Source organism: Kitasatospora sp. CB01950 (assembly GCF_001905465.1).
GTDB lineage: Bacteria > Actinomycetota > Actinomycetes > Streptomycetales > Streptomycetaceae > Kitasatospora.
In genome coordinates this window covers 885,533-905,794 of record NZ_LISX01000001.1, presented here as the reverse complement: position 1 = coordinate 905,794, position 20,262 = coordinate 885,533, and the positions used below count along the sequence as shown (strand labels likewise).

General features: G+C 71.8%; 17 protein-coding genes. 6 read left to right on the top strand and 11 right to left on the bottom strand.

Annotated elements, in window-relative coordinates; all coding sequences use genetic code 11:
- The first annotated feature begins 8 nt into the window (after nt 1-8).
- Nucleotides 9-191 carry a PspC domain-containing protein gene (locus tag AMK19_RS04230; RefSeq protein WP_073808100.1) on the top strand — a complete coding sequence of 61 codons (183 nt, stop codon included), beginning with the start codon at nt 9-11 and terminating at the stop codon, nt 189-191.
- Nucleotides 192-283: 92 nt separating this feature from the next.
- Here AMK19_RS04230 and AMK19_RS04225 read toward each other — a convergent pair whose 3' ends face one another.
- The 3 genes from AMK19_RS04225 to AMK19_RS04215 form a co-directional block, all read right to left on the bottom strand.
- On the bottom strand, nt 284-766 hold the full coding sequence (locus AMK19_RS04225; RefSeq protein ID WP_073808098.1) for a hypothetical protein: 483 nt from the start codon (nt 764-766) through the stop codon (nt 284-286).
- A gap of 210 nt (nt 767-976) precedes the next feature.
- On the bottom strand, nt 977-2,122 hold the full coding sequence (locus AMK19_RS04220) for an adenosine deaminase (RefSeq protein ID WP_073808097.1): 1,146 nt from the start codon (nt 2,120-2,122) through the stop codon (nt 977-979).
- Between the two features lie 648 nt (nt 2,123-2,770).
- Entirely contained in the window at nt 2,771-3,727 is a 957-nt protein-coding gene (locus AMK19_RS04215; RefSeq protein WP_073808385.1) for a LysR family transcriptional regulator, read from the bottom strand.
- A 64-nt stretch (nt 3,728-3,791) separates the two neighbouring features.
- On the opposite strand from AMK19_RS04215, the gene AMK19_RS04210 reads away from it, so the two are divergent.
- Nucleotides 3,792-5,069: an MFS transporter gene (locus AMK19_RS04210; protein WP_073808095.1), complete on the top strand. Its 1,278-nt coding sequence runs from the start codon at nt 3,792-3,794 to the stop codon at nt 5,067-5,069.
- Nucleotides 5,066-5,620: a Uma2 family endonuclease gene (locus AMK19_RS04205; protein ID WP_073808094.1), complete on the top strand. Its 555-nt coding sequence runs from the start codon at nt 5,066-5,068 to the stop codon at nt 5,618-5,620. The genes AMK19_RS04210 and AMK19_RS04205 overlap by 4 nt, the downstream gene beginning before the upstream one ends.
- Before the next feature lie 34 nt (nt 5,621-5,654).
- Here AMK19_RS04205 and AMK19_RS04200 read toward each other — a convergent pair whose 3' ends face one another.
- The 7 genes from AMK19_RS04200 to AMK19_RS04170 all read right to left on the bottom strand — a co-directional run bounded on the left by AMK19_RS04200 (nt 5,655) and on the right by AMK19_RS04170 (nt 14,301).
- Nucleotides 5,655-6,932: a thymidine phosphorylase gene (locus AMK19_RS04200; protein ID WP_073808092.1), complete on the bottom strand. Its 1,278-nt coding sequence runs from the start codon at nt 6,930-6,932 to the stop codon at nt 5,655-5,657.
- A 95-nt stretch (nt 6,933-7,027) separates the two neighbouring features.
- A complete protein-coding gene (locus AMK19_RS04195; RefSeq protein ID WP_073808091.1) occupies nt 7,028-7,414 on the bottom strand; it encodes a cytidine deaminase in 387 nt (128 codons plus the stop codon).
- The gene (locus AMK19_RS04190; protein WP_073808089.1) at nt 7,411-8,682 is read right to left on the bottom strand and encodes an ABC transporter permease; all 1,272 of its coding nucleotides are present in this window, start codon (nt 8,680-8,682) and stop codon (nt 7,411-7,413) included. The genes AMK19_RS04195 and AMK19_RS04190 overlap by 4 nt, the downstream gene beginning before the upstream one ends.
- Nucleotides 8,679-9,857 carry an ABC transporter permease gene (locus AMK19_RS04185; protein WP_073808088.1) on the bottom strand — a complete coding sequence of 393 codons (1,179 nt, stop codon included), beginning with the start codon at nt 9,855-9,857 and terminating at the stop codon, nt 8,679-8,681. The genes AMK19_RS04190 and AMK19_RS04185 overlap by 4 nt, the downstream gene beginning before the upstream one ends.
- 4 nt (nt 9,858-9,861) lie before the next feature.
- Nucleotides 9,862-11,487, bottom strand: coding sequence for an ABC transporter ATP-binding protein (locus tag AMK19_RS04180; RefSeq protein WP_073808384.1), 1,626 nt, complete (start codon nt 11,485-11,487; stop codon nt 9,862-9,864).
- A 223-nt stretch (nt 11,488-11,710) separates the two neighbouring features.
- On the bottom strand, nt 11,711-12,781 hold the full coding sequence (locus tag AMK19_RS04175) for a BMP family lipoprotein (protein WP_073808086.1): 1,071 nt from the start codon (nt 12,779-12,781) through the stop codon (nt 11,711-11,713).
- 269 nt (nt 12,782-13,050) lie between these two features.
- A complete protein-coding gene (locus tag AMK19_RS04170) occupies nt 13,051-14,301 on the bottom strand; it encodes an amidohydrolase (protein ID WP_198953163.1) in 1,251 nt (416 codons plus the stop codon).
- A 393-nt stretch (nt 14,302-14,694) separates the two neighbouring features.
- On the opposite strand from AMK19_RS04170, the gene AMK19_RS04165 reads away from it, so the two are divergent.
- Nucleotides 14,695-16,746 (top strand): S53 family peptidase, encoded by a 2,052-nt coding sequence (locus AMK19_RS04165; RefSeq protein ID WP_143200032.1) that lies wholly within the window; start codon nt 14,695-14,697, stop codon nt 16,744-16,746.
- Between the two features lie 100 nt (nt 16,747-16,846).
- On the opposite strand, the gene AMK19_RS04160 is transcribed toward AMK19_RS04165, so the two are convergent.
- Nucleotides 16,847-18,436, bottom strand: a complete 1,590-nt coding sequence (locus AMK19_RS04160) for an acyl-CoA mutase large subunit family protein (RefSeq protein ID WP_073808085.1) — start codon at nt 18,434-18,436, stop codon at nt 16,847-16,849.
- Nucleotides 18,437-18,633: 197 nt separating this feature from the next.
- Here AMK19_RS04160 and AMK19_RS04155 point away from each other — a divergent pair, with 197 nt between their 5' ends.
- Together AMK19_RS04155 and AMK19_RS04150 are read left to right on the top strand one after the other, a co-directional pair.
- Entirely contained in the window at nt 18,634-19,377 is a 744-nt protein-coding gene (locus AMK19_RS04155; protein WP_073808083.1) for an SDR family oxidoreductase, read from the top strand.
- Nucleotides 19,378-19,616: 239 nt separating this feature from the next.
- Nucleotides 19,617-20,114, top strand: coding sequence for a 2-oxo-4-hydroxy-4-carboxy-5-ureidoimidazoline decarboxylase (locus AMK19_RS04150; RefSeq protein WP_083646471.1), 498 nt, complete (start codon nt 19,617-19,619; stop codon nt 20,112-20,114).
- The last annotated feature ends 148 nt before the right edge of the window (nt 20,115-20,262 follow it).

Below are 20,262 nucleotides of genomic sequence, written 5' to 3'. Positions count from 1 at the left end.
AGGAGAAGATGAGCGCCCTTGCCCGTCCCCGTCACAACCGCGTCATCGGCGGCGTCTGCGCCGGTATCGCCCAGCGCTTCGGCCTGACCCCGTGGACGGTCCGGGCCATCTTCCTGGCCTCCTGCCTGCTGCCCGGCCCGCAGTTCCTGATCTACCTGGCGCTCTGGGTGCTGCTCCCCCAGGAGCCGTGACCGGCCCGCGTCGCCCCCGACGCCCGCCGCCGCCCATGACGAAGGGGCCGCCCCGCAGTGCGGGACGGCCCCTCGGCCGTGTGCGGGCCGCGTCAGCCGACGGGCAGGGCCGGCAGGCCCGGGGCCGCTCCGCTGGTCGGGGAGAGGCTGGTCAGCGTGCTGAGCACGCCGCCGACCGGGGTCTTGGCCAGGCCCGCGCCGCCGGGAACGGCGTCCAGCCCGCCGATCCGGTGGGCGGCCTCGGGAGCGACGCCCTGCGCGTCGACACCGGCCGGGCCGACCTGCTCGGCGACCGGGCCGGCCTGCTCCGTGCCCCGGGCCGGGGCAGCGGCCTGCGCCGGGGTGCCGGCGGCCGGGTTGAGCGCGCCGGTCACGGTGCCGAGCTGGTCGGCGCCGGGCAGCTTGCTCACGGCGCCGGTGGCGGCACCCGTCACGCCCGGGTTGGTGAGCGCGCCGGTCGGCAGCCCGAGGCCGCCGGGGGCGACCGGCGCGGCCGAGGCGGTGCCTGCGGCGACGACGGCGGCGACGACGCCGAGCACGGCGGTGCCGGCGGCCTTCAGAGTGGCCTGCTTCATGTGTGCGTCCTCAGTCCTGGTCGGGCCGGTGCGGGGTCGGACGCCAGGGGGATTCAGGGCGCGGCCGTCACACCGAGTCAGCAGTGACCGGCCCACCGTAGTGAGAACGAGGCGCACGGTTCAAAACTGGGCCACTCCCCCGAGTGATAAGTCCGACCATCTCCACGGACATTGACGGCGTGTCGTCGTGCCAGCGCGTGCCGACATGTGTCAGTCGCGCGGGCCGAACAGCCACTCGGCCTTGAGCTCCGCGTACCCGGGCTTGATCACGTCGCTGATCATCGCCAGCCGCTCGTCGAACGGCAGGAACGCCGACTTCATGGCGTTGACGGTGAACCACTCCAGGTCGCCCAGCGTGTAGCCGAACGCCTCCACCAGGTGCCCGAACTCGCGGCTCATGCTGGTGCCGCTCATCAGCCGGTTGTCGGTGTTGACGGTGACCCGGAACTTCAGCTCCGCCAGCAGCCCGATCGGGTGCTCGGCGTACGACGCCGCCGCGCCGGTCTGCAGGTTCGAGGTCGGGCACATCTCCAGCGGCACCCGCTTGTCGCGCACGTACGCGGCCAGCCGACCCAGCTCCACCCGGCCGTCCTCGCGGACCGTGATGTCGTCCACGATCCGCACGCCGTGACCGAGCCGGTCGGCGCCGCAGCACTGCACCGCCTCCCAGATCGACGGCAGACCGAAGGCCTCGCCGGCGTGGATGGTGAAGTGGTTGTTCTCGCCCTTCAGGTAGTCGAACGCCGCCTGGTGCCGGGTGGGCGGGTAGCCCGCCTCCGCACCCGCGATGTCGAACCCGACGACCCCGGCGTCCCGGTGACGGTTCGCCAGCTCGGCGATCTCCAGCGAGCGGGCCGCGTGCCGCATCGCGGTCAGCAGCGTCCCCACCCGGATCCGGTGGCCGCGCGCCCGGGCGTTCGCCTCGCCCAGCCGGAAGCCCTCGTTGACGGCCTCCACCACCTCGTCCAGCGTCAGCCCCGCCTCCAGGTGCTGCTCCGGCGCGTACCGCACCTCGGCGTACACCACGCCGTCCGCCGCCAGGTCCTCCGCACAGTCCGCGGCCACCCGGACCAGCGCGTCCCGGGTCTGCATCACCGCGCACGTGTGCGCGAACGTCTCCAGGTACCGCACCAGCGACCCGGAGTCCGCCGCCTCCCGGAACCACACCCCGAGCTGCTTCGGGTCCGTGGTCGGCAGGCCCTCGTACCCGCAGTCGGCGGCCAGTTCGACGATGGTCTCCGGCCGCAACCCACCGTCCAGGTGGTCGTGCAGCAGGACCTTGGGGGCGCGGGCGATCTGCTCCGCCGTGGGAATGCGCGGGGCCGTGGTGCCCGCGAGAGTGATCTGCTTCTCCATTGCCGGAGCATAGCGCCTACGCGCGTAGATCGCCTACCGCCACACGCTGCGCCAACCCGAACGAGCAACTCGCCCACCGCACCCGACCGGTGGCCCGCCCAACCCCACCGGCCCGGGCACCCGCACGCGGACAGAACAGCGCCACCAAGGCCCGCCGGGCCGGGCCGAAGGCCCGCCAACCGCGAAGCGAAACCCCCGCAGCCGAACGCCCACCCCGACACGTGGGCGAGGCTGCCGCCCGGCGCGACAGCGCAAACGACGGCAACAAGGACGCGCCGCCCGATGGCGAGCTCCCCCGCCCTCCGCGGCGAAGCAGAACCCAGCCGGCCGAACGCTCAACTCCGCCGGCCCCCAATTCGAAGCGGGAACCTCCGCCCAGCCGTGGGCGAGCATGCCGCCCCGGCGCGACAGGCGACAGCAAAGACGCGCCGCGCACCAGCGCAGCCCCGATGACCCACTCCCCCACCCTCTGCCGCGAAGCGGAACCCACGCGACCGAAGGCCCACCCCGGCACCCCTGTGCCGCGAAGCCGACCCCGCCCAGCCGCGGGCCAGGATGCCGCCCCGGCGCAAACGGCGACAGCAAGGACGCGCCGGGCGAAGCCCGATGGCGTGTTCCCCCGCTCTCCGCCGCGAAGCGGACCTCCGCTCAGTCGTGGGCCAGGATGCTGCCCCGGCGCGACAGCACGAAGTCACGGAAGGCGGCGGACGGCGGTGTCAGAGGACGTGTCGCGTGCCAGGCGAGGCCGATGGCGCGGCGGGTGCGGGGGGCGGTGACTTCGAGTTCGACGACGCCCGGGCGGGGGACGAGGGCGGGTGGGAGGAGGGCGACGCCGAGGCCGGCGGCGACCAGGCCGCGGAGGGTTTCGACCTCCTCGCCCTCGAAGGCGATCCGCGGGGTGAAGCCGGCCTCCGCGCAGAAGCCCTCCATGATGTGGCGCAGTCCGTAGCCTTCCTCGACGGTCACCCAGGGTTCGTCGGCGACCTCGGCGAGCCGGATGCGGCGGCGGGCGGCCAGCCGGTGATCGGCGGGGACGGTCAGGTAGAGGCGCTGTTCGTCGAGCGGACGGGCCGTCAGGTCCGGTGCGTCGGGCAGCGGGGAGACCAGGCAGAGGTCCAACTCCCCGGCGCGCAGCCGTTCCAGCATCGCCGCGACGTAGTCCTGCACCAGTTGGAAGCGGACCTGTGGGTGCCCGGCCCGGAACCCCCGGAGCAGGGCGGGCACCGCGTCCGTCCCCATGGTGTGGAGGAAGCCGAAGGCGACCCGCCCCGCCGCCGGGTCGGCCTCCGCCCGCGCCGCCTCCGCGCCGCGTTCGACCTCGGTGAGCGCGCGTTCGACGGCGTCCAGCAGCAGCCGTCCGGCCCGGGTGAGGCGGACGGTGCGGCCCTGGCGGGCGAGCAGGTCGACGCCGAGCTGTGCCTCCAGGCGGGCGACGGCGCGGGAGAGGGTGGGTTGCGGCATGCCGAGGAGCTGTGCGGCCCGGGTGACGTGTTCGAGTCGGGCGACCGCCGCGAACTCCGCCAACTGCGGTGCGAGGCGCGTCACATCGGTGTCCGGACCGAGTTCGGCGAGGCGGACCGGCGCGGAGCTGCTCTCATGCGTCACGGCATGGATCATCCCGCATTCATGCATTGGACGCATCAGACCGCGCCGCCCTAGCGTCATTGCCATGCAGCCTGCCAGTACCGAGGCGTCCGCGCCCGCCCCTGCCCCCGAAGCCGTTTCCGACCTGCGCCTGCGCCCCGGAAGCCGGGACTTCCGCCGCGCCAACCTCGCCCTGTTCGCGGCGGGTGTCGCCACCTTCGTCCTGCTGTACTCCACGCAGGGCCTGCTGCCGGTGCTCTCCGCCGACCTCGACCTGACGCCCGGTCGGGCCAGCTGGACGGCCTCCGCGTCCACGCTGGGTCTGGCGCTCGCCCTGCTGCCCGCCAGCGCCCTCTCCGACCGGTACGGGCGCACTGCCGTGATGACGGCGTCCACGCTGGCCGCCGCGCTGCTCGCCCTCGCGCTGCCGTTCGCCCCGGACCTCACCACGCTGGTGGTCCTGCGGGCCGTCCAGGGCGCGGCGCTGGCGGGGCTCCCGGCCACCGCGATGGCGTATCTCGCGGAGGAGGTGCACCCGGCGGCGCTGGCCTCCGCGATGGGCCTGTACGTGGCCGGCAACTCGATCGGCGGGATGGGCGGACGCCTGGTCTCGGGCTGGGCCGCGGCCGCGTGGGGCTGGCGCGCGGGGCTGGCCGTCTCGGCGGTCCTCGCACTGCTGGCGGTGCTCGCGTTCCGGCTGCTGATCCCCCGGGCCAAGCACTTCCGGCGGACGCCGGTGAACGCCCGGGAGCTGGCGGCGACCGTCGCCGGGCACCTGCGCAACCCGCTGCTGGTGCGGCTGTACGCGCTCGGCATGCTGTTCATGGCGGTCTTCGGCGCGGTCTACAACACCGTCGGGTACCGGCTGGTCTCGGCGCCGTTCCACCTGCCGGAGTCGGTCGCGGCGTCGATCTTCGTGGTCTACCTGGTCGGCACGGCGTCCTCCGCCTCGGCCGGCCGGCTGACCGCCCGCTGGGGCCGGCGCGGCACCCTCTACCTGGCGATCTCCACCACCACGGCAGGTCTGCTGTTCTCCCTCGCGAACTCGCTGTTCTGCGCGATCCTCGGCCTGGTCCTGATCACCGCGGGCTTCTTCGCCGGCCACGCGACGGCGTCCTCCTCGGTCGGCCGCACCGCCACCACCGGCCGCGCCCAGGCCTCCGCGCTCTACCTGATCGCCTACTACCTCGGCAACAGCCTGGGCGGCACGATCGGCGCCGACGCCTACCACTCCACCGGCTGGTCGGGCACCGCCACCGTCGCCCTCACCGCCATGGCCTGCGCGGCCGGCGTGACGCTGTACGCCACCCACCGCGCCACGGCCGCCCGGCGGGCGGTGGCCGTCGATACGCTCCGGGCATGAGCGTCGACCCTGCCGTGTTCGCCAGGCTCCGCGAGATCGCCGACCAGCTTCCGCAGGTGCCGGGCACAGGAAAGATCGAGATCGCGGACGGCCAGATCGTCGTGACGATGTCGCCGGTGAGCCGCCACGAGCTCGCCGTCATCCGCATCGCCCGCCAGCTCAACGACCAGCTTCCGCAAACCCACCCCGGCCACCTCGCCCACGGCGGCGCGGACCTGGTGGATCCCGTCCGAGGCCGACTCCGCAACCCCGACATCATGGTCTTCCCCGAGGAGGCCCTGAACGACGAGGAAGCCGCGCTGCTCCCTCATCAGGTCCTCCTGGTCGTGGAGATCGTCTCGGCGTCCAACCCGGAGAACGACTACCTGATCAAGGTCCGCGACTACTCGGCCATGGGTATCCCGACCTATCTGCTCGTCGACCCCCGAAAGGGCACCGGCATCGTCCATGACGAGCCCGAGTACGCCGGCCGCGAGCACTTCGTGTTCGGCGACACCATCACCGTCGGCCCCTGGACCCTCGACACCGGCGTCCTGCGCACCTACTCCTGACAGAGCGGGCACGCAGGACGCCACGGCGAAACCGTCAGGCGATCCGGTCGAGGACGATCGGGGCCGGGGTGAAGGCGGTGCCGGTGGGGGCGACGGTGAGGGCGTCGGTGAGGGCTTCCAGGGCGTAGGGGAAGCGCTCGGGGGTGTCGGTGTGGAGGGTGAGGAGGGGCTGGCCGGCGGTGACGGTGTCGCCGGGCTTGGCGTGGAGTTCGACGCCGGCGCCGGCCTGGACGGGGTCCTCCTTGCGGGCGCGGCCGGCGCCGAGGCGCCAGGCGGCGACGCCGACGGCGTAGGCGTCGAGGGTGGTGAGGACGCCGGTGGCGGGGGCGGGGACGACGTGGGTCTCGCGGGCGACCGGGAGGGGGGCGTCGACGTCGCCGCCCTGGGCGGTGATCATGCGGCGCCAGTGGTCCATCGCGGAGCCGTCGCGCAGCGCGTCGGCCGGGTCCTTGCCGTGGACGCCCGCGGCGGCGAGCATCTCGCGGGCGAGGGCGAGGGTGAGTTCGACGACGTCGGCGGGGCCGCCGCCGGCCAGCACCTCCAGCGACTCGCGGACTTCGAGCGCGTTGCCGGCGGTGAGGCCGAGCGGGGTGGACATGTCGGTCAGCAGGGCGACCGTGGCGACGCCGGCGGAGCGGCCCAACCCGACCATGGTGCGGGCGAGTTCGCGGGCGTCGTCGAGGTTCTTCATGAACGCGCCGGAGCCGACCTTGACGTCCAGGACGAGGGCGCCGGTGCCTTCGGCGATCTTCTTGGACATGATCGAGGAGGCGATCAGCGGGATGGCCTCGACGGTGCCGGTGACATCGCGCAGGGCATAGAGCTTCTTGTCGGCGGGGGCGAGGCCGTCGCCGGCGGCGCAGATCACGGCGCCGCAGCCGTGCAGCACGGAGAGCATCTCGTCGTTGGAGAGCAGGGCGCGCCAGCCGGGGATGGATTCGAGCTTGTCGAGGGTGCCGCCGGTGTGGCCGAGGCCGCGGCCGGAGAGCTGCGGGACGGCGGCGCCGCAGGCGGCGACCAGGGGCGCGAGCGGGAGGGTGATCTTGTCGCCGACGCCGCCGGTGGAGTGCTTGTCGGCGGTGGGGACGCCGAGCGAGGAGAAGTCCATGCGCTCGCCGGAGCGGATCATGGCGTCGGTCCAGCGGCTGATCTCCCGGGCCGTCATGCCGTTGAGCAGGATGGCCATGGCCAGGGCGGACATCTGCTCGTCGGCGACCTCGCCGCGGGTGTAGGCGTCGATGACCCAGTCGATCTGGGGGTCGGTCAGCTCGCCCCGGTCGCGCTTGGCCCGGATGACGGAGATGGCGTCCATGCAGGTGCTCCAGAGAGGTGTGAAATGCGAAGAGTGCCGCGGGATGTCCTCCCGCGACACTCTACGCGCGTAACAATGTGATCAGCCAGCAGAAACTACAGCTTGTCCGGGCCGAACGCGTCCGGCAGGACCTCGCTCATCGGCCGTACCCCGGAAGGCAGTTCGACCAGCAGGTCCGGTCCGCCGTGCTCGAAGAGCAGCTGGCGGCAGCGCCCGCACGGCATCAGCAGCTCGCCGGCCCCGTCCACGCAGGTGAAGGCGACCAGTCGGCCGCCGCCGGTGGCGTGCAGCGCGGAGACCAGGCCGCACTCGGCGCACAGACCGAGGCCGTAGGAGGCGTTCTCCACGTTGCAGCCGGTGACGGTGCGGCCGTCGTCGACCAGCGCGGCCGCGCCGACCGGGTACTTGCTGTAGGGGGCGTACGCGTGGCGCATCGCCTCGCGGGCCGCGACGCGCAGCGCCTCCCAGTCCACGGTCGTCACTTGGCCTGTCCCTTGCGGTAGATCTGGCCGTCGGCCTTGGGCATCCGCAGCCGCTGGGCGGCCAGCGCGAGCACCACCAGGGTGATCACGTACGGGGTGGCGACGATCAGCGGGCGCTGGACGGCGTCGGTGGTGGCGTACCAGAGGGCGACGCCGCCGGCCACCACGATGCTGATCGCGCCGGCGGTGAACTTGCGGCGGTAGAACTGCCAGAGCGCGAGCAGCGCCATCGCGATGGCGACCACCAGCAGCAGCACGTGCACCGAGTCGGCGTCGCGCAGCTGGAGGCTGTCGGTGAAGCCGAACAGGCCCGCGCCGGCGGCCAGGCCGCCCGGCATCCAGTTGCCGAAGATCATCGCGGCGAGGCCGATGAAGCCGCGGCCCTGGGTCTGGCCGTCCCGGTAGAAGTGCGCGGCGACCAGCGAGAGGTACGCGCCGCCGAGGCCCGCGAAGGCGCCGGAGGAGATCACCGCGAGGTACTTGTACTTGTAGACGTTGACGCCCAGCGACTCGGCGGCGGTCGGGTTCTCGCCGCAGGAGCGCAGCCGCAGGCCGAACACGGTGCGCCAGAGCACGAAGTAGCTGGCGACCAGGAACGCGCCCGCGATCAGGGTGACCACGGAGAGCTCGGTGGTCAGGCCGCGGAGGATGCCGGCCACGTCGGAGACCAGGAACCAGTGGTGCTGCTCGATGTCGCCCAGCCAGCCCGACAGGCCGGGGACGGTGAAGGTGGGCAGCGAATCGGCGGGCGGCGACTGGTTCGCACCGGCGCCGTCGGCCACGTAGTCCTTGTAGTAGATCCGGTTGACGTACGCGCAGATTCCGGGCACCAGCAGGTTGATGCCGACGCCGGAGACGATGTGGTCGACGCCGAAGGTGACGGTGATCAGCGCGTGCAGCAGGCCCCCGAGCGCGCCGCCCGCCATGCCGGCCAGCAGGCCGACCCACGGGTTGACCAGGAAGCCGGCCCAGGCGCCGCAGAAGGTGCCGGCCACCATCATGCCTTCGAGGCCGATGTTGACCACGCCCGCGCGCTCGGCCCACAGGCCGCCGAGGCCGGCCATCGCGATCGGGACGGCGGAGGACAGCGCGGCGCCGATCTGGCCCGAGGAGGTCAGTCCGTGGTTGCCGGTGATCGCGCCGACGGCCGCGAACAGCACCAGGGCGCCCGCGATCAGCAGCAGCACCACCGGCCAGGTCAGCTTGGACTTCTTCTTGGCCGGCGCGGCGGGCGACTTCGGCTTCGGCTTCGCGACAGCGGTGGTCATGCCGCCACCTCCTTCTGGTCCTTCGGAGCGGCGGCCGCGGCAGCCTGCGCGGCGAGCTCGGCGCCGACCTTCTGCTGCTGGCGCTTGAGGCCGAAGCGGCGCACCAGTTCGTAGGCCACGACGACGCAGATGACGATGGTGCCCTGGATCACCGGGATGATCTCGGCCGGGAAGTCGCCCCGGGTGGGCAGCTGGGCGCCGGAGGCGTCCAGGAAGGCGAACAGCAGCGCGGAGAACGCGATGCCGATCGGGGAGTTGCGGCCGAGCAGCGCCACCGAGATGCCGATGAAGCCGAGGCCGGTCTGCACGTTCTGCCCGAAGTACGGGGTGTTCTGCATCAGTTCGGGCAGGCCGACCAGGCCGGCCAGCGCGCCGGACACCACGATCGAGGTGATCACCATGCGCTTGACGTTGACGCCGGACGCCTTGGCGGCGCTCTCCGAGCGACCGGTGGCGCGCAGGTCGAAGCCGAACCGGGTGCGGTTCAGGGTGAAGTGGAAGACCACGCCGACCAGCGCCGCGATCACGATGAAGCCCCACAGGGTGCCGCCCTGGGTCTCGATCGCGAAGAAGTGGCTGGACTCGGAGATCTTCGCGGTCTGGATCGAGTTGGTGACGCCGCTGGTCTTCGGCGCGAGGATGCCGGGCACCAGCAGCACGCCGATCACGGCGGTGGCGATGGCGTTCAGCATGATGGTCGAGATGACCTCGCTGACGCCCCGGTAGACCTTCAGCAGACCGGCGATCGACGCCCACAGGCCGCCGACGAACATCGCGACGATCAGCATCAGCGGGATCTGCAGGAAGGCCGGCAGGTCGATCTGGGTGCCGACGAACGCCGCGAACATCATGGCCAGCTTGTACTGGCCCTCGATGCCGATGTTGAAGAGGTTCATCCGGAACCCGAACGCGGCGGCGGCCGCGGCCAGGTAGTACACGGTCGCCTTGTTCAGGACGGCGACCTGGCCGTCCGACGCGGTGCCGTAGTCCCACATGATCTTGAAGGCGCTGAACGGGTCACGGCCGGAGGTCGCCAGCAGCGTGCCGGCGATGATCACCGACAGCAGCACGGCCAGCACGGGGGCGGCCAGGCCGAGGCCGATCCGCTCCAGGTCGAACCGCTGCGAACGCGGCCGGCCGGCCGTTCCCGCAGCCGGGGGGTTGGGACTGGTCATGTGGCTACTCCCCCGCCTGGACGTGGTCGGCGGTGTCGGTGGACGGAACCCGGTCGGAGACGATGTTGCCGGTCGTGGCACCCGTCATCGCGGTGCCGAGGTCCTCGGCGGTGACGGTGGCCGGGTCGGCGTCGGCGACCAGCGCGCCGCGGTAGATCACCCGGATGGTGTCGGACAGGCCGATCAGCTCGTCCAGGTCGGCGGAGATCAGCAGCACCGCCAGGCCCTCGCGCTGCGCGGAGCGGATCTGCGCCCAGATCTGCGCCTGCGCGCCGACGTCCACACCGCGGGTCGGGTGGGCGGCGATCAGCAGCTTCGGCCGGTGGCTCATCTCGCGGCCGATGATCAGCTTCTGCTGGTTGCCGCCGGACAGCGACGCCGCGGTGACCTCGATGCCGGGGGTGCGGACGTCGTACTCCTCGACGATCCGCTGGGTGTCGGCGCGGGCGCCGGCCGGGTCGAGCAGCGCGCCCTTGGAGTTGGGACGCTCGGTGACGTGGCCGAGGATCCGGTTCTCCCAGAGCGGGGCCTCCAGCAGCAGGCCGTGCCGGTGCCGGTCCTCCGGGATGTAGCCGATGCCGGCCTCCCGGCGGGCCCGGGTCCGGGCGCCGGTCAGGTCGACGCCGTCCAGCGTGACGGCGCCGCCGTCCGGCGACAGCATGCCCATGATGGCCTCGACCAGTTCGGCCTGGCCGTTGCCCTCGACACCGGCGATGCCGAGGATCTCGCCCTTGTGGATGCGCAGCGAGATGTCGTCCAGCACCACGCGCTCGACGCCCTCGGCGTCCGGCTTGGCGATCCGCAGGCCCTCGACGCGGAGCATCTCCACGTCGGTGACGGTGGAGTCGCGGCTCTCCGGGGAGGGCAGTTCGGCGCCGACCATCAGCTCGGCCAGCTGGCGGGCGGTGACGGCCTTCGGGTCGGCGTCGCCGACCGTGGTGCCGCGGCGGATCACGCTGATCGCGTCGGCCACCGACAGCACCTCGTGCAGCTTGTGCGAGATGAAGATGACGGTGACGCCCTCGGCCTTGAGCTCGCGCAGGTTGTCGAACAGCGCGTCGACCTCCTGCGGGACCAGGACCGCGGTCGGCTCGTCCAGGATCAGGATCCGGGCGCCGCGGTACAGCACCTTGAGGATCTCCACACGCTGCCGGTCGGCCACGCCGAGGTCCTCGACCAGCGCGTCCGGCTTCACGCCGAGGCCGTACTGGTCGGAGATCTCGCGGATCTTCGCCTTCGCCTTCGCGCCGATGCCGTACAGCTTCTCGCTGCCCAGGACGATGTTCTCCCAGACGGTGAGGTTGTCGGCCAGCATGAAGTGCTGGTGCACCATGCCGATGCCGCGGGCGATCGCGTCACCCGGGGTGGCGAAGGACACCTGCTCGCCGTTGATGGCGATGGTGCCCTCGTCCGGCTTCTGCATCCCGTAGAGGATCTTCATCAGGGTGGACTTGCCGGCGCCGTTCTCGCCCATCAGGGCGTGCACGGTGCCGCGTCGCACGGTGATGTCGATGTCGTGGTTGGCCACCACGCCGGGGAAGCGCTTGGTGATGCCGCGCAGTTCGACGGCCGGTGTCGCCGTCCCCGCGCTGGGGGTGCCGCCGGGAGAGGCGGAGTCGGAGGGGGTGATGGCGATCTCCTGCTGATCGTCGGGCGCTTCGTTGCGCTGGAGGCTCAGGGGGCCGGCTGGAGGTTCTGGGGGCCGGGCGTGGTGCGACCGCCGGACGGACACCGGGGTGCGGCATGGGCAGGGGCCCGGGGGATGCGCCTGGCGCAGCCCGTCCGAGCCCCTTCCGTGAGATGTGTCAGACCGCTGCGCCGCCCGACTGGCGGGCGGCGCGGGTGGCAGGGGGTCAGCCCTGCGGCGGGGTGGTCGGAACCTTGGTGGCGCCGCCGGTGATCTGCTGGGTGGCGGCGTCCAGCTTGGCCTTGATGTCGTCGATGAAGCCACCGGTGACGGCCAGCGACACGCCGCCGTCCTTCAGGTCGAAGTTCTTCACGCCGCCCTGGTCGGTGCCGTCCTTGGTGGACTTGACGTAGCTGAACACGGCGGTGTTCACGTTCTTCACCATCGAGGTGAGGATGTGGTCCTTGTACTTCGACAGGGCCGGCAGGTTGGCCTGGTCGGAGTCGACGCCGATGGCCCACTTGTTGCCCGGGGCGGTGGCGACGGCCTCGATGGCGCCGGAGCCGGAGGAGCCGGCGGCGGAGTAGATGACGTCCGCGCCCTTGTCGAGCTGGCCCTGAGCGGCCTGCTTGCCCTTGCCCGGGTCGGCGAAGCCGGTGTTGTCCGGCGGGGTGGAGAGGTAGGTGACCTCGACCGCGATGTTCGAGTCGACGGACTTGGCGCCCGCGACGTAGCCGGCCTCGAACTTCTTGATCAGCTCGGACTGGACGCCGCCGATGAAGCCGACGTGCTTGGTCTTCGACTTGTTGGCCGCGGCCACGCCCGCCAGGTAGGAGCCCTGCTCCTCGGAGAAGGTCAGCGAGGTGACGTTCTTCGGCTGCTCCGGCGAGAAGGAGTCGATGATCGCGAACTTGACGTTCGGGTTGTCCTTCGCGACCTTGTTGACCGCGTCCTGGTAGATGAAGCCGACCGCGATGACCGGGTTGAAGCCACCGGTGACCAGCGACTTCAGGCGCTGCTCCTTGTCGCCCTCGGACTCACCGGACTTGGCCTCGGCCTCGTTGATGGTGGCGCCCAGCTCGGACTTGGCCTGGTCCAGACCACGCGCGGCCGAGTCGTTGAAGGACTGGTCGCCACGGCCGCCGATGTCGTAGGCCATGCCGACCTTGAGACCGGAGCCGCCACCGGCGCCGGCGGAGGTGGTGTTGTCGGTGCTCTTTGCGCCGCAGGCGGCGAGCGAGGCGATGCCCAGGGAACCCGAGAGCACGGCCGCGGCGAGCTTGAGTGAACGGCGCAAGGGAGTTTCTCCTTCTCACACACCCGTATGGCGTGGTCGAGCGCCACCGTAACGCGCGTAGAACACGGTTGTGTTACGGCCTGCACGGCCCTCGGGGTTGTTATCAAAATGTGGTCGTACGCCCGGGCAAATCCGGACATAGCCGCACACTTGTTCAACTCCCGTTCCGCTACTGGCTGGTAGCGCGCCACCACGGTACGCCTCCGGGCCGGAGCCCGGAAGGTGCCGCGCCGCACCCCGGCAAGGGGGCCCGAAGCCCCCCTTCGCGATCAGATCCGGGCGTGCTCCAGCGCCAGTGAGGCGAACAGTTCGACGCCGATGGCGATCGCCCGCTCGTCCGCGTCGAAGTCGCCCTGGTGGAGGTCCCGGACGCCCTTCTCGTCGGGGCCGCGCACGCCGAGGCGGGCCAGTGCGCCCGGCGCGTGCTCCAGGTACCAGGAGAAGTCCTCGCCGCCCAGGCTCTGCTCGGTCGGCTCCACCACCGGGCCGCGGCCCTCGGCGAACCGGTCGGTCATCGCACGCTCCAACTGCTCGATCGAGTCGGCCTCGTTGACCACCGGCGGGACGCCCCGGTGGTAGTCCAGCGTCCACTTGGCGCGGTACGTCTCGGCGAGGTGCGCCACCAGGTCCTCCAGCACCTCGGGAGCCTGCCGCCAGCCCGCCAGCTCCAAGCAGCGGACGGTGCCCTCCAACTCGGCGTGCTGCGGGATGACGTTCGGCGCGGAGCCGGCCGCGATCCGCCCCCACACCAGCGAGACGCCCCAGCGCGGGTCCATCCGGCGGGCCAGCCCGGACGGCGTCTCGGCGGCCAGCTTGGCGACCGCGGTGACCAGGTCGGTGGTCAGGTGCGGACGGGCGGTGTGCCCGCCCGGGCCGTCCACGCTGATCATCACCTTGTCGCAGGCCGAGGTGATCGCCCCGACCTTCAGCCCGATCCGGCCGACCTGCACCTTGGGGTCGCAGTGCACCGCGAAGATCCGCCCGACGCCCTCCATGCCGCCGGCCGCGATGACGTCCAGCGCGCCGCCGGGCATCATCTCCTCGGCCGGCTGGAAGATCAGCCGCACCGGCCGGGACAGCTGCCCGGCCTCCATCGCCTCGGCCAGCACCAGCCCGGTGCCCAGCACCACCGCGGTGTGCACGTCGTGCCCGCAGGCGTGCGCCCGGCCGGGCAGCGTGGAGCGGTACGGGACGTCCGTCTTGGCGTCGTCGATCGGCAGCGCGTCGATGTCGGCGCGGAACGCCAGCAGCGGGGTGCCCGGCACCGTGCCCGGCGGGACGAGGTCCACCAGCAGACCGGTGCCGCCCGGGAGCACGCGCGGCTCCAGCCCGGCGGCGACCAGTCGTTCACGCAGCAGCCGGGTGGTGCGGAACTCCTGCCGACCGAGCTCCGGGTGCCGGTGGAGGTCACGGCGCAGGTCGATCAACTCGGCCTGGTGGGCCGCTACTCGGGCGCGGAGGCCGGCGAGCGGGCGGACGGCGGTGACGGTGGCCGCGGCTGCGGGCTGAGGATCGTTCACCAGGCCAAGAGTAGGCCGGTAAGAGGCTTTTGGCCCCTCTTCCGCGAAAGTTTTCACCGTTTGGATGCATACCTCAAAACCCTGGTGGGTATGGCTCCCTGATTCGGCTCGCCCCTGTGCACGGCTCCCTTCGTATGCAACGACCCGCACCGGCCGCCGGACACGCCGCAGGCCCGCCGCCGGGCCCCCGGCCAACCCTTCCCCCCGATCGGGTCATGGCCCAGTAAAGCTTTCGGACGCGCTCTTGAGCGGCCCACATCAGTCCGAATAGACAGCTTTCGCACAGTCAACTCCGGTGCCGCAGTGGGGTGGGACCGTCCGCCTGCGGCGCGCCTCGTCACGCCCTCACGAAGGGCCGTTGACGCTCCATCGAACCGAGAAGGGGGGACCGACGTGCCCATCGCGCGCAATCGGCTCGCCAAGAGCATCGCGCCCGCCACCGTCGCGGCCGCACTGATCCTCACCACCCTCGGCGCGGCCGTTCCGGCCATCGCCGCCACCCCCGTGGGCGACACCGCCCGCACCCTGCCGGGCACCCACCCGGAGTGGGCCACCCCGCAGGCCGACGCGGGCGCGGCCGACGCCGCCGCCCCGGCGACCGTCCGGATCTACCTGGCCGGCCGCGACGCGAGCGGCCTCGCCGCCCTCGCCCAGGCCGTCTCCGACCCCAACTCGGCCTCCTACGGCCAGTTCCTGTCGTCCGCGCAGGCCCAGGCGAAGTTCGGCGCCACCCCCGAGCAGGTCAAGGCCGTCACCGACTGGGTGTCCGGCGCGGGCCTCACGGTCTCCGCAAGCAACGCCCACTACGTGCAGGTCGCCGGCTCCACCGCCGCGATGGCCAAGGCCTTCGGCATCGGCTTCCACAACTACCGCACCGCGGACGGCACCCACCGGGCGCCGACCAGCGACGCCAAGCTTCCGGCCTCCGTCTCGGGCGCCGTCCTCGCGGTCTCCGGCCTGGCCGACGCGATCCACAAGAACAGCTCCTCCGCCACCTCCGTCCGCGAGGCCGAGAAGAGCGCCAACGCCAAGCTGGCCGGCCCCGACAAGAAGGACCCGGCGACCCTGCCGACCGTCCCGACCTGCTCCGAGGACGGCTACGGCTCGAAGATCGCCAAGGGCGCGCCCGAGGGCTACGAGAAGAACGATCCGTTCGCCCCCTGCTCCTACATCCCGTCCCAGCTCCGCAAGGCCTACGGCGTCACCGACGCCAAGGTCGGCGGCAAGGGCGCCCGCGTCGCCATCATCGACGCGTACGGCCTGTCCACCATGGAGCAGGACGCCAACCACTTCTCCGCCCTGCACGGCGACCAGCCGTTCAAGACCGGCCAGTACACCGAGTACGTCACCCCGGACAAGTGGACCCACCAGGACGAGTGCGGCGGCCCCGCCGGCTGGGCCGGCGAGGAAGCCCTCGACGTCGAGATGGTGCACGGCCTCGCGCCGGACGCCAACGTCGTCTACGTCGGCGGCAACTCCTGCTACGACGAGGACCTCTACGACGCCATGGCCAAGGTCGTGGACGGGCACCTCGCCGACATCGTCTCCAACTCGTGGGGCGAGATCATGCACGGCAAGTCCGGCGACATCGACCCCGCCGTGGTGGCCGCCGACAACCAGATCTTCCAGCTGGGCGCCCTCACCGGCATCGGCTTCACCTTCTCCTCCGGCGACTGCGGCGACGATTCCCCGGGTGCGGCCGCCACCGGCGTCAACTGCGAGGCCGACACCAACCAGGCCCAGGCCCAGTGGCCGTCCTCCTCCCCGTGGGTCACCTCGGTCGGCGGCACCGCCCTCGAACTCGGCGACAAGTCCGGCAAGTACGGCCACGAGGTCTCCATGGGCGACCTGCGCTCGGTGCTCTCCGCCGACCAGAAGTCCTGGAGCCCGATGCCGGGCGGCTTCTACTTCGGCGGCGGCGGCGGTGTCTCCAAGGACTTCGCGCAGCCGTGGTACCAGCAGGGCGTCGTCCCGGACAGCATCAGCAAGACCGCTGCCGACGGCACCAAGTCCAAGACCCCGCTGCGCGCCACCCCGGACATCGCGATGAGCGGTGACCTGGTCGCCGCCACCCTGGTCGGCTTCACCGCCGCCGGCGGCTACAGCGAGGGCGGCTACGGCGGCACCTCGGTCTCCGCCCCGGAGACCGCGGCCATGTTCGCCAACGCCATCGAGACCCGCGGCGGCCGCGCCCTCGGCTTCGCCAACCCGGCCCTGTACGACCGCGCCGACACCAACGCCTTCCACGACGTGGACGACAACGCCGTCAACACCAAGCGCGGCAACGTCGTCGACCTCGGCGTCGTCTCCGGCTCCCTCCGCGTCCGCCTCTACAAGATAGGCGCCGACTACGGCCTCTCGGCCTCCAGCGGCTACGACACGGCGACCGGCCTGGGCTCCCCGGGCAAGGGCTTCTTCAAGTCCTTCGCCATCAAGAAGAAGTAACCGGCCCACAGCAGTTGAGGGGCTGTCGGGAGTTCTCCCCGGCAGCCCCTCTCGCTGTTCTCGCAGTTCCCCGCGCCCCGTCAGGGGCGCGGGGCTGCACTCAGAAGCGGTCCACCGGCGTGTAGGTGCCCCACACGCCGCGCAGCGCGTCGCACACCTCGCCCACGGTGGCCCGGGCGGCCAGCGCCTCCTTCATCGGGTACAGCACGTTGTCCGTCCCCTCCGCCGACTTGCGCAGCGAGGTGAGCGCACGGTCGACGGCGGACGAGTCCCGGTCGGAGCGCAGGCGCTTGAGCCGTTCCGCCTGCTGCGCCTCGATCGCCGGGTCGACCCGGAGCGGCTCGTACGGCTCCTCCTCGGCGAGTTGGAAGCGGTTGACGCCGACCACGGTCCGGGTGCCGGAGTCCTGCTCCTGCTGGATGCGGTACGCGGTGCGCTCGATCTCGCTCTTCTGGTAGCCCTGCTCGATCGCCGCGACCGCGCCGCCCATGTCCTCGATCTTGGCCATCAACTCCAGAGCGGCGTCCTCCAGTTCGTCCGTCATCGCCTCGACCACGTAGGAGCCCGCGAACGGGTCGACGGTCGCGGTGATGTCGGTCTCGAAGGCCAGCACCTGCTGGGTGCGCAGCGCGAGCCGCGCGGACTTCTCGGTCGGGAGTGCGATCGCCTCGTCGAAGGAGTTGGTGTGCAGCGACTGCGTCCCGCCGAAGACGGCGGCCAGCGCCTGCACCGAGACCCGGACCAGGTTGACCTCGGGCTGCTGGGCGGTGAGCTGGACGCCCGCGGTCTGGGTGTGGAAGCGCAGCATCTGCGACTTCGGGTTCTTCGCGCCGAACTCCTCCTTCATCACCCGGGCCCAGATCCGGCGCGCGGCACGGAACTTGGCGACCTCCTCCAGCAGCGTGGTCCGGGAGACGAAGAAGAACGAGAGCCGCGGCGCGAAGTCGTCGACGTCCATGCCGGCAGCGACCGCGGTGCGCACGTACTCGATGCCGTTGGCGAGGGTGAAGGCGATCTCCTGCGCGGGGTTCGCCCCGGCCTCGGCCATGTGGTAGCCGGAGATGGAGATGGTGTTCCACTTGGGGATCTCGGCCCGGCAGTACTGGAAGACGTCGGCGATCAGCCGCAGCGAGGGCTTGGGCGGGAAGATGTAGGTGCCGCGGGCGATGTACTCCTTGAGCACGTCGTTCTGGATGGTGCCGGTGAGCTTGTTCGACGGCACGCCCTGGGCCTCGCCGACCAACTGGTAGAGCAGCAGCAGCAGCGAGCCGGGCGCGTTGATGGTCATCGAGGTGGAGACCTCGCCGAGCGGGATGCCGCCGAACAGGACGCTCATGTCCTCGACGCTGTCGACGGCGACGCCGACCTTGCCGACCTCGCCGGAGGAGATCGCGGCGTCGGAGTCGTATCCCATCTGGGTGGGCAGGTCGAACGCGACGGACAGGCCCATGGTGCCGTTGGCGATGAGCTGCTTGTAGCGGGCGTTGGACTCGGCGGCGGTGCCGAAGCCGGCGTACTGGCGCATCGTCCACGGCTTGCCGGTGTACATGGTCGGATAGACGCCGCGGGTGAAGGGGTACTGGCCGGGGGTGCCGAGTCGGCTCGCGGCGTCGAAGCCGGCCAGGGTCTCGGGGCCGTACACCGGCTCGATCGGCAGGCCCGACTCGGTGCGGCGGGGCTCGGCTGCCATGGATGTCCTCCGCGGAAGGTGGTGAGGGGTCGACGCCGGCTGACGGCACGGCTGGATACGCAATGTAGCCGCGCCCCTCACGGGCAGACAGATGCCACGGCTGGGAGCTTGCTCACAACACCCGCGAACCGTTCCTTGGGATGATCCGGGATGATCCCCCTGCACCGAACACCAGGCCGAGACAAGAGGAGTGGGACATGAGCGAGCAGAAGGTGGCGGTGGTCACCGGCGCCAGCAGCGGCATCGGGGCGGCCACCGCCCGCCGGCTGGCGGCGGACGGCTTCCAGGTGGTGCTGACGGCCCGCCGCACCGAGCGGATCGAGGAGCTGGCGAAGGAGCTCGGCGGCCGCGCCTACACCCTGGACGTCACCGACCGGGCCGCGGTGGACGCGTTCGCCGCCGAGGTCGGCCGGGTGGACGTGCTGGTGAACAACGCGGGCGGCGCGCTCGGCGCGGAGAGCGTCGAGGCCGGCGACCCCGAGGACTGGCGCACCATGTTCGAGGTCAACGTGCTGGGCGTGCTGCACCTGACCCAGGCGCTGCTGCCGGCGCTGCGCGCCACCGGCGACGGCACCGTGCTGATCATGTCCTCGACGGCGGCGCTGGCCGCGTACGAGGGCGGCGGCGGGTACGTGGCGGCCAAGCACGCCGTCCACTCGGTGGCGCAGACCCTCCGCCTCGAACTCGTGGGCGAGCCGATCCGGGTGATCGAGATCGCCCCCGGCATGGTGAAGTCCGAGGGCTTCGCGCTGACCCGTTTCCGCGGCGACCGGGCGAAGGCGGACGCGGTGTACGCGGGCGTCGACGAGCCGCTCACCTCCGAGGACATCGCCGACACGGTGTCCTGGGCGGTGACCCGTCCGGCGCACGTCAACATCGATCTGCTGGTCGTCCGGCCGCGGGCGCAGGCCGCCAACCACAAGGTGCACCGCACCAACTGACCGGTTCCGCGTGAACGGGGACGGCGGCGGGTCACAACTTGATAGCTCGATCGGATGAAATCGGCTCGCCGCCTCCCCAACTGATGAACCCTCAACTACCGTGGAGGCGCTGCCCCGCCGAGCCGTACCGGCTCCGCGCGGGGGCGCCGCCACACCCTCTCTGTCTCTGCAGCATCCCCCCTTCCCGCCCTCACGAGGAGGATCCGCTGGCCAGCGACATCCCGCCGCAGCGTCTGGACGTGCGGACGGATCCGTCCCTCCTGGGACTCCACCGGTTCAACGAGGCCGACTCCGGCGCGGTCGAGGAGGCGCTGCTCGCCTGCTGCGGCAGCCACCGCTGGGCCCTGCGCCTGACCGCCCACCGCCCCTACCCCGACATCGGCTCGCTGCTGGCGGCCGCCAGCGAGGCCAGCTACGACCTGCGCCCGGCGGACCTCGCGGAGGCGCTGGCCGACGAGAGCTGGATGCCGCAGCCGCTGGTCGGCATGCGCGCGCCCGGCAGCCAGGCCGCGCACACCGCACTGCGGGCCGCGCACGCCGCGTACGAGGCGCGTTTCGGCCATGTCTTCGTGGTCTGCCTGGAAGGCGTGGACCACGAGGAGATGCTGGACGCGGTGCTGACCTCGATCCGCACCCGGCTGGCCAACGACCCGGACGAGGAACGCCTCATCTCCGCCGAGGAGTTGCGTCGCATCGCACTGACCCGCCTGGAACACCTGGTGGCCGTTCGGAGCTGAGCTCCGGGCGGCCGCCCCGCAGTGTGATCGGATGTTCGCGAAGCACGGGAGTTCCCGTTCCGATTAGCCCGTGCGTGCCTGATTGATCACAGCAGGGCCCCCGGAGGACGGAGGGGCCCGGCGCGTCGATAGGATGCTCGCGGCCGGT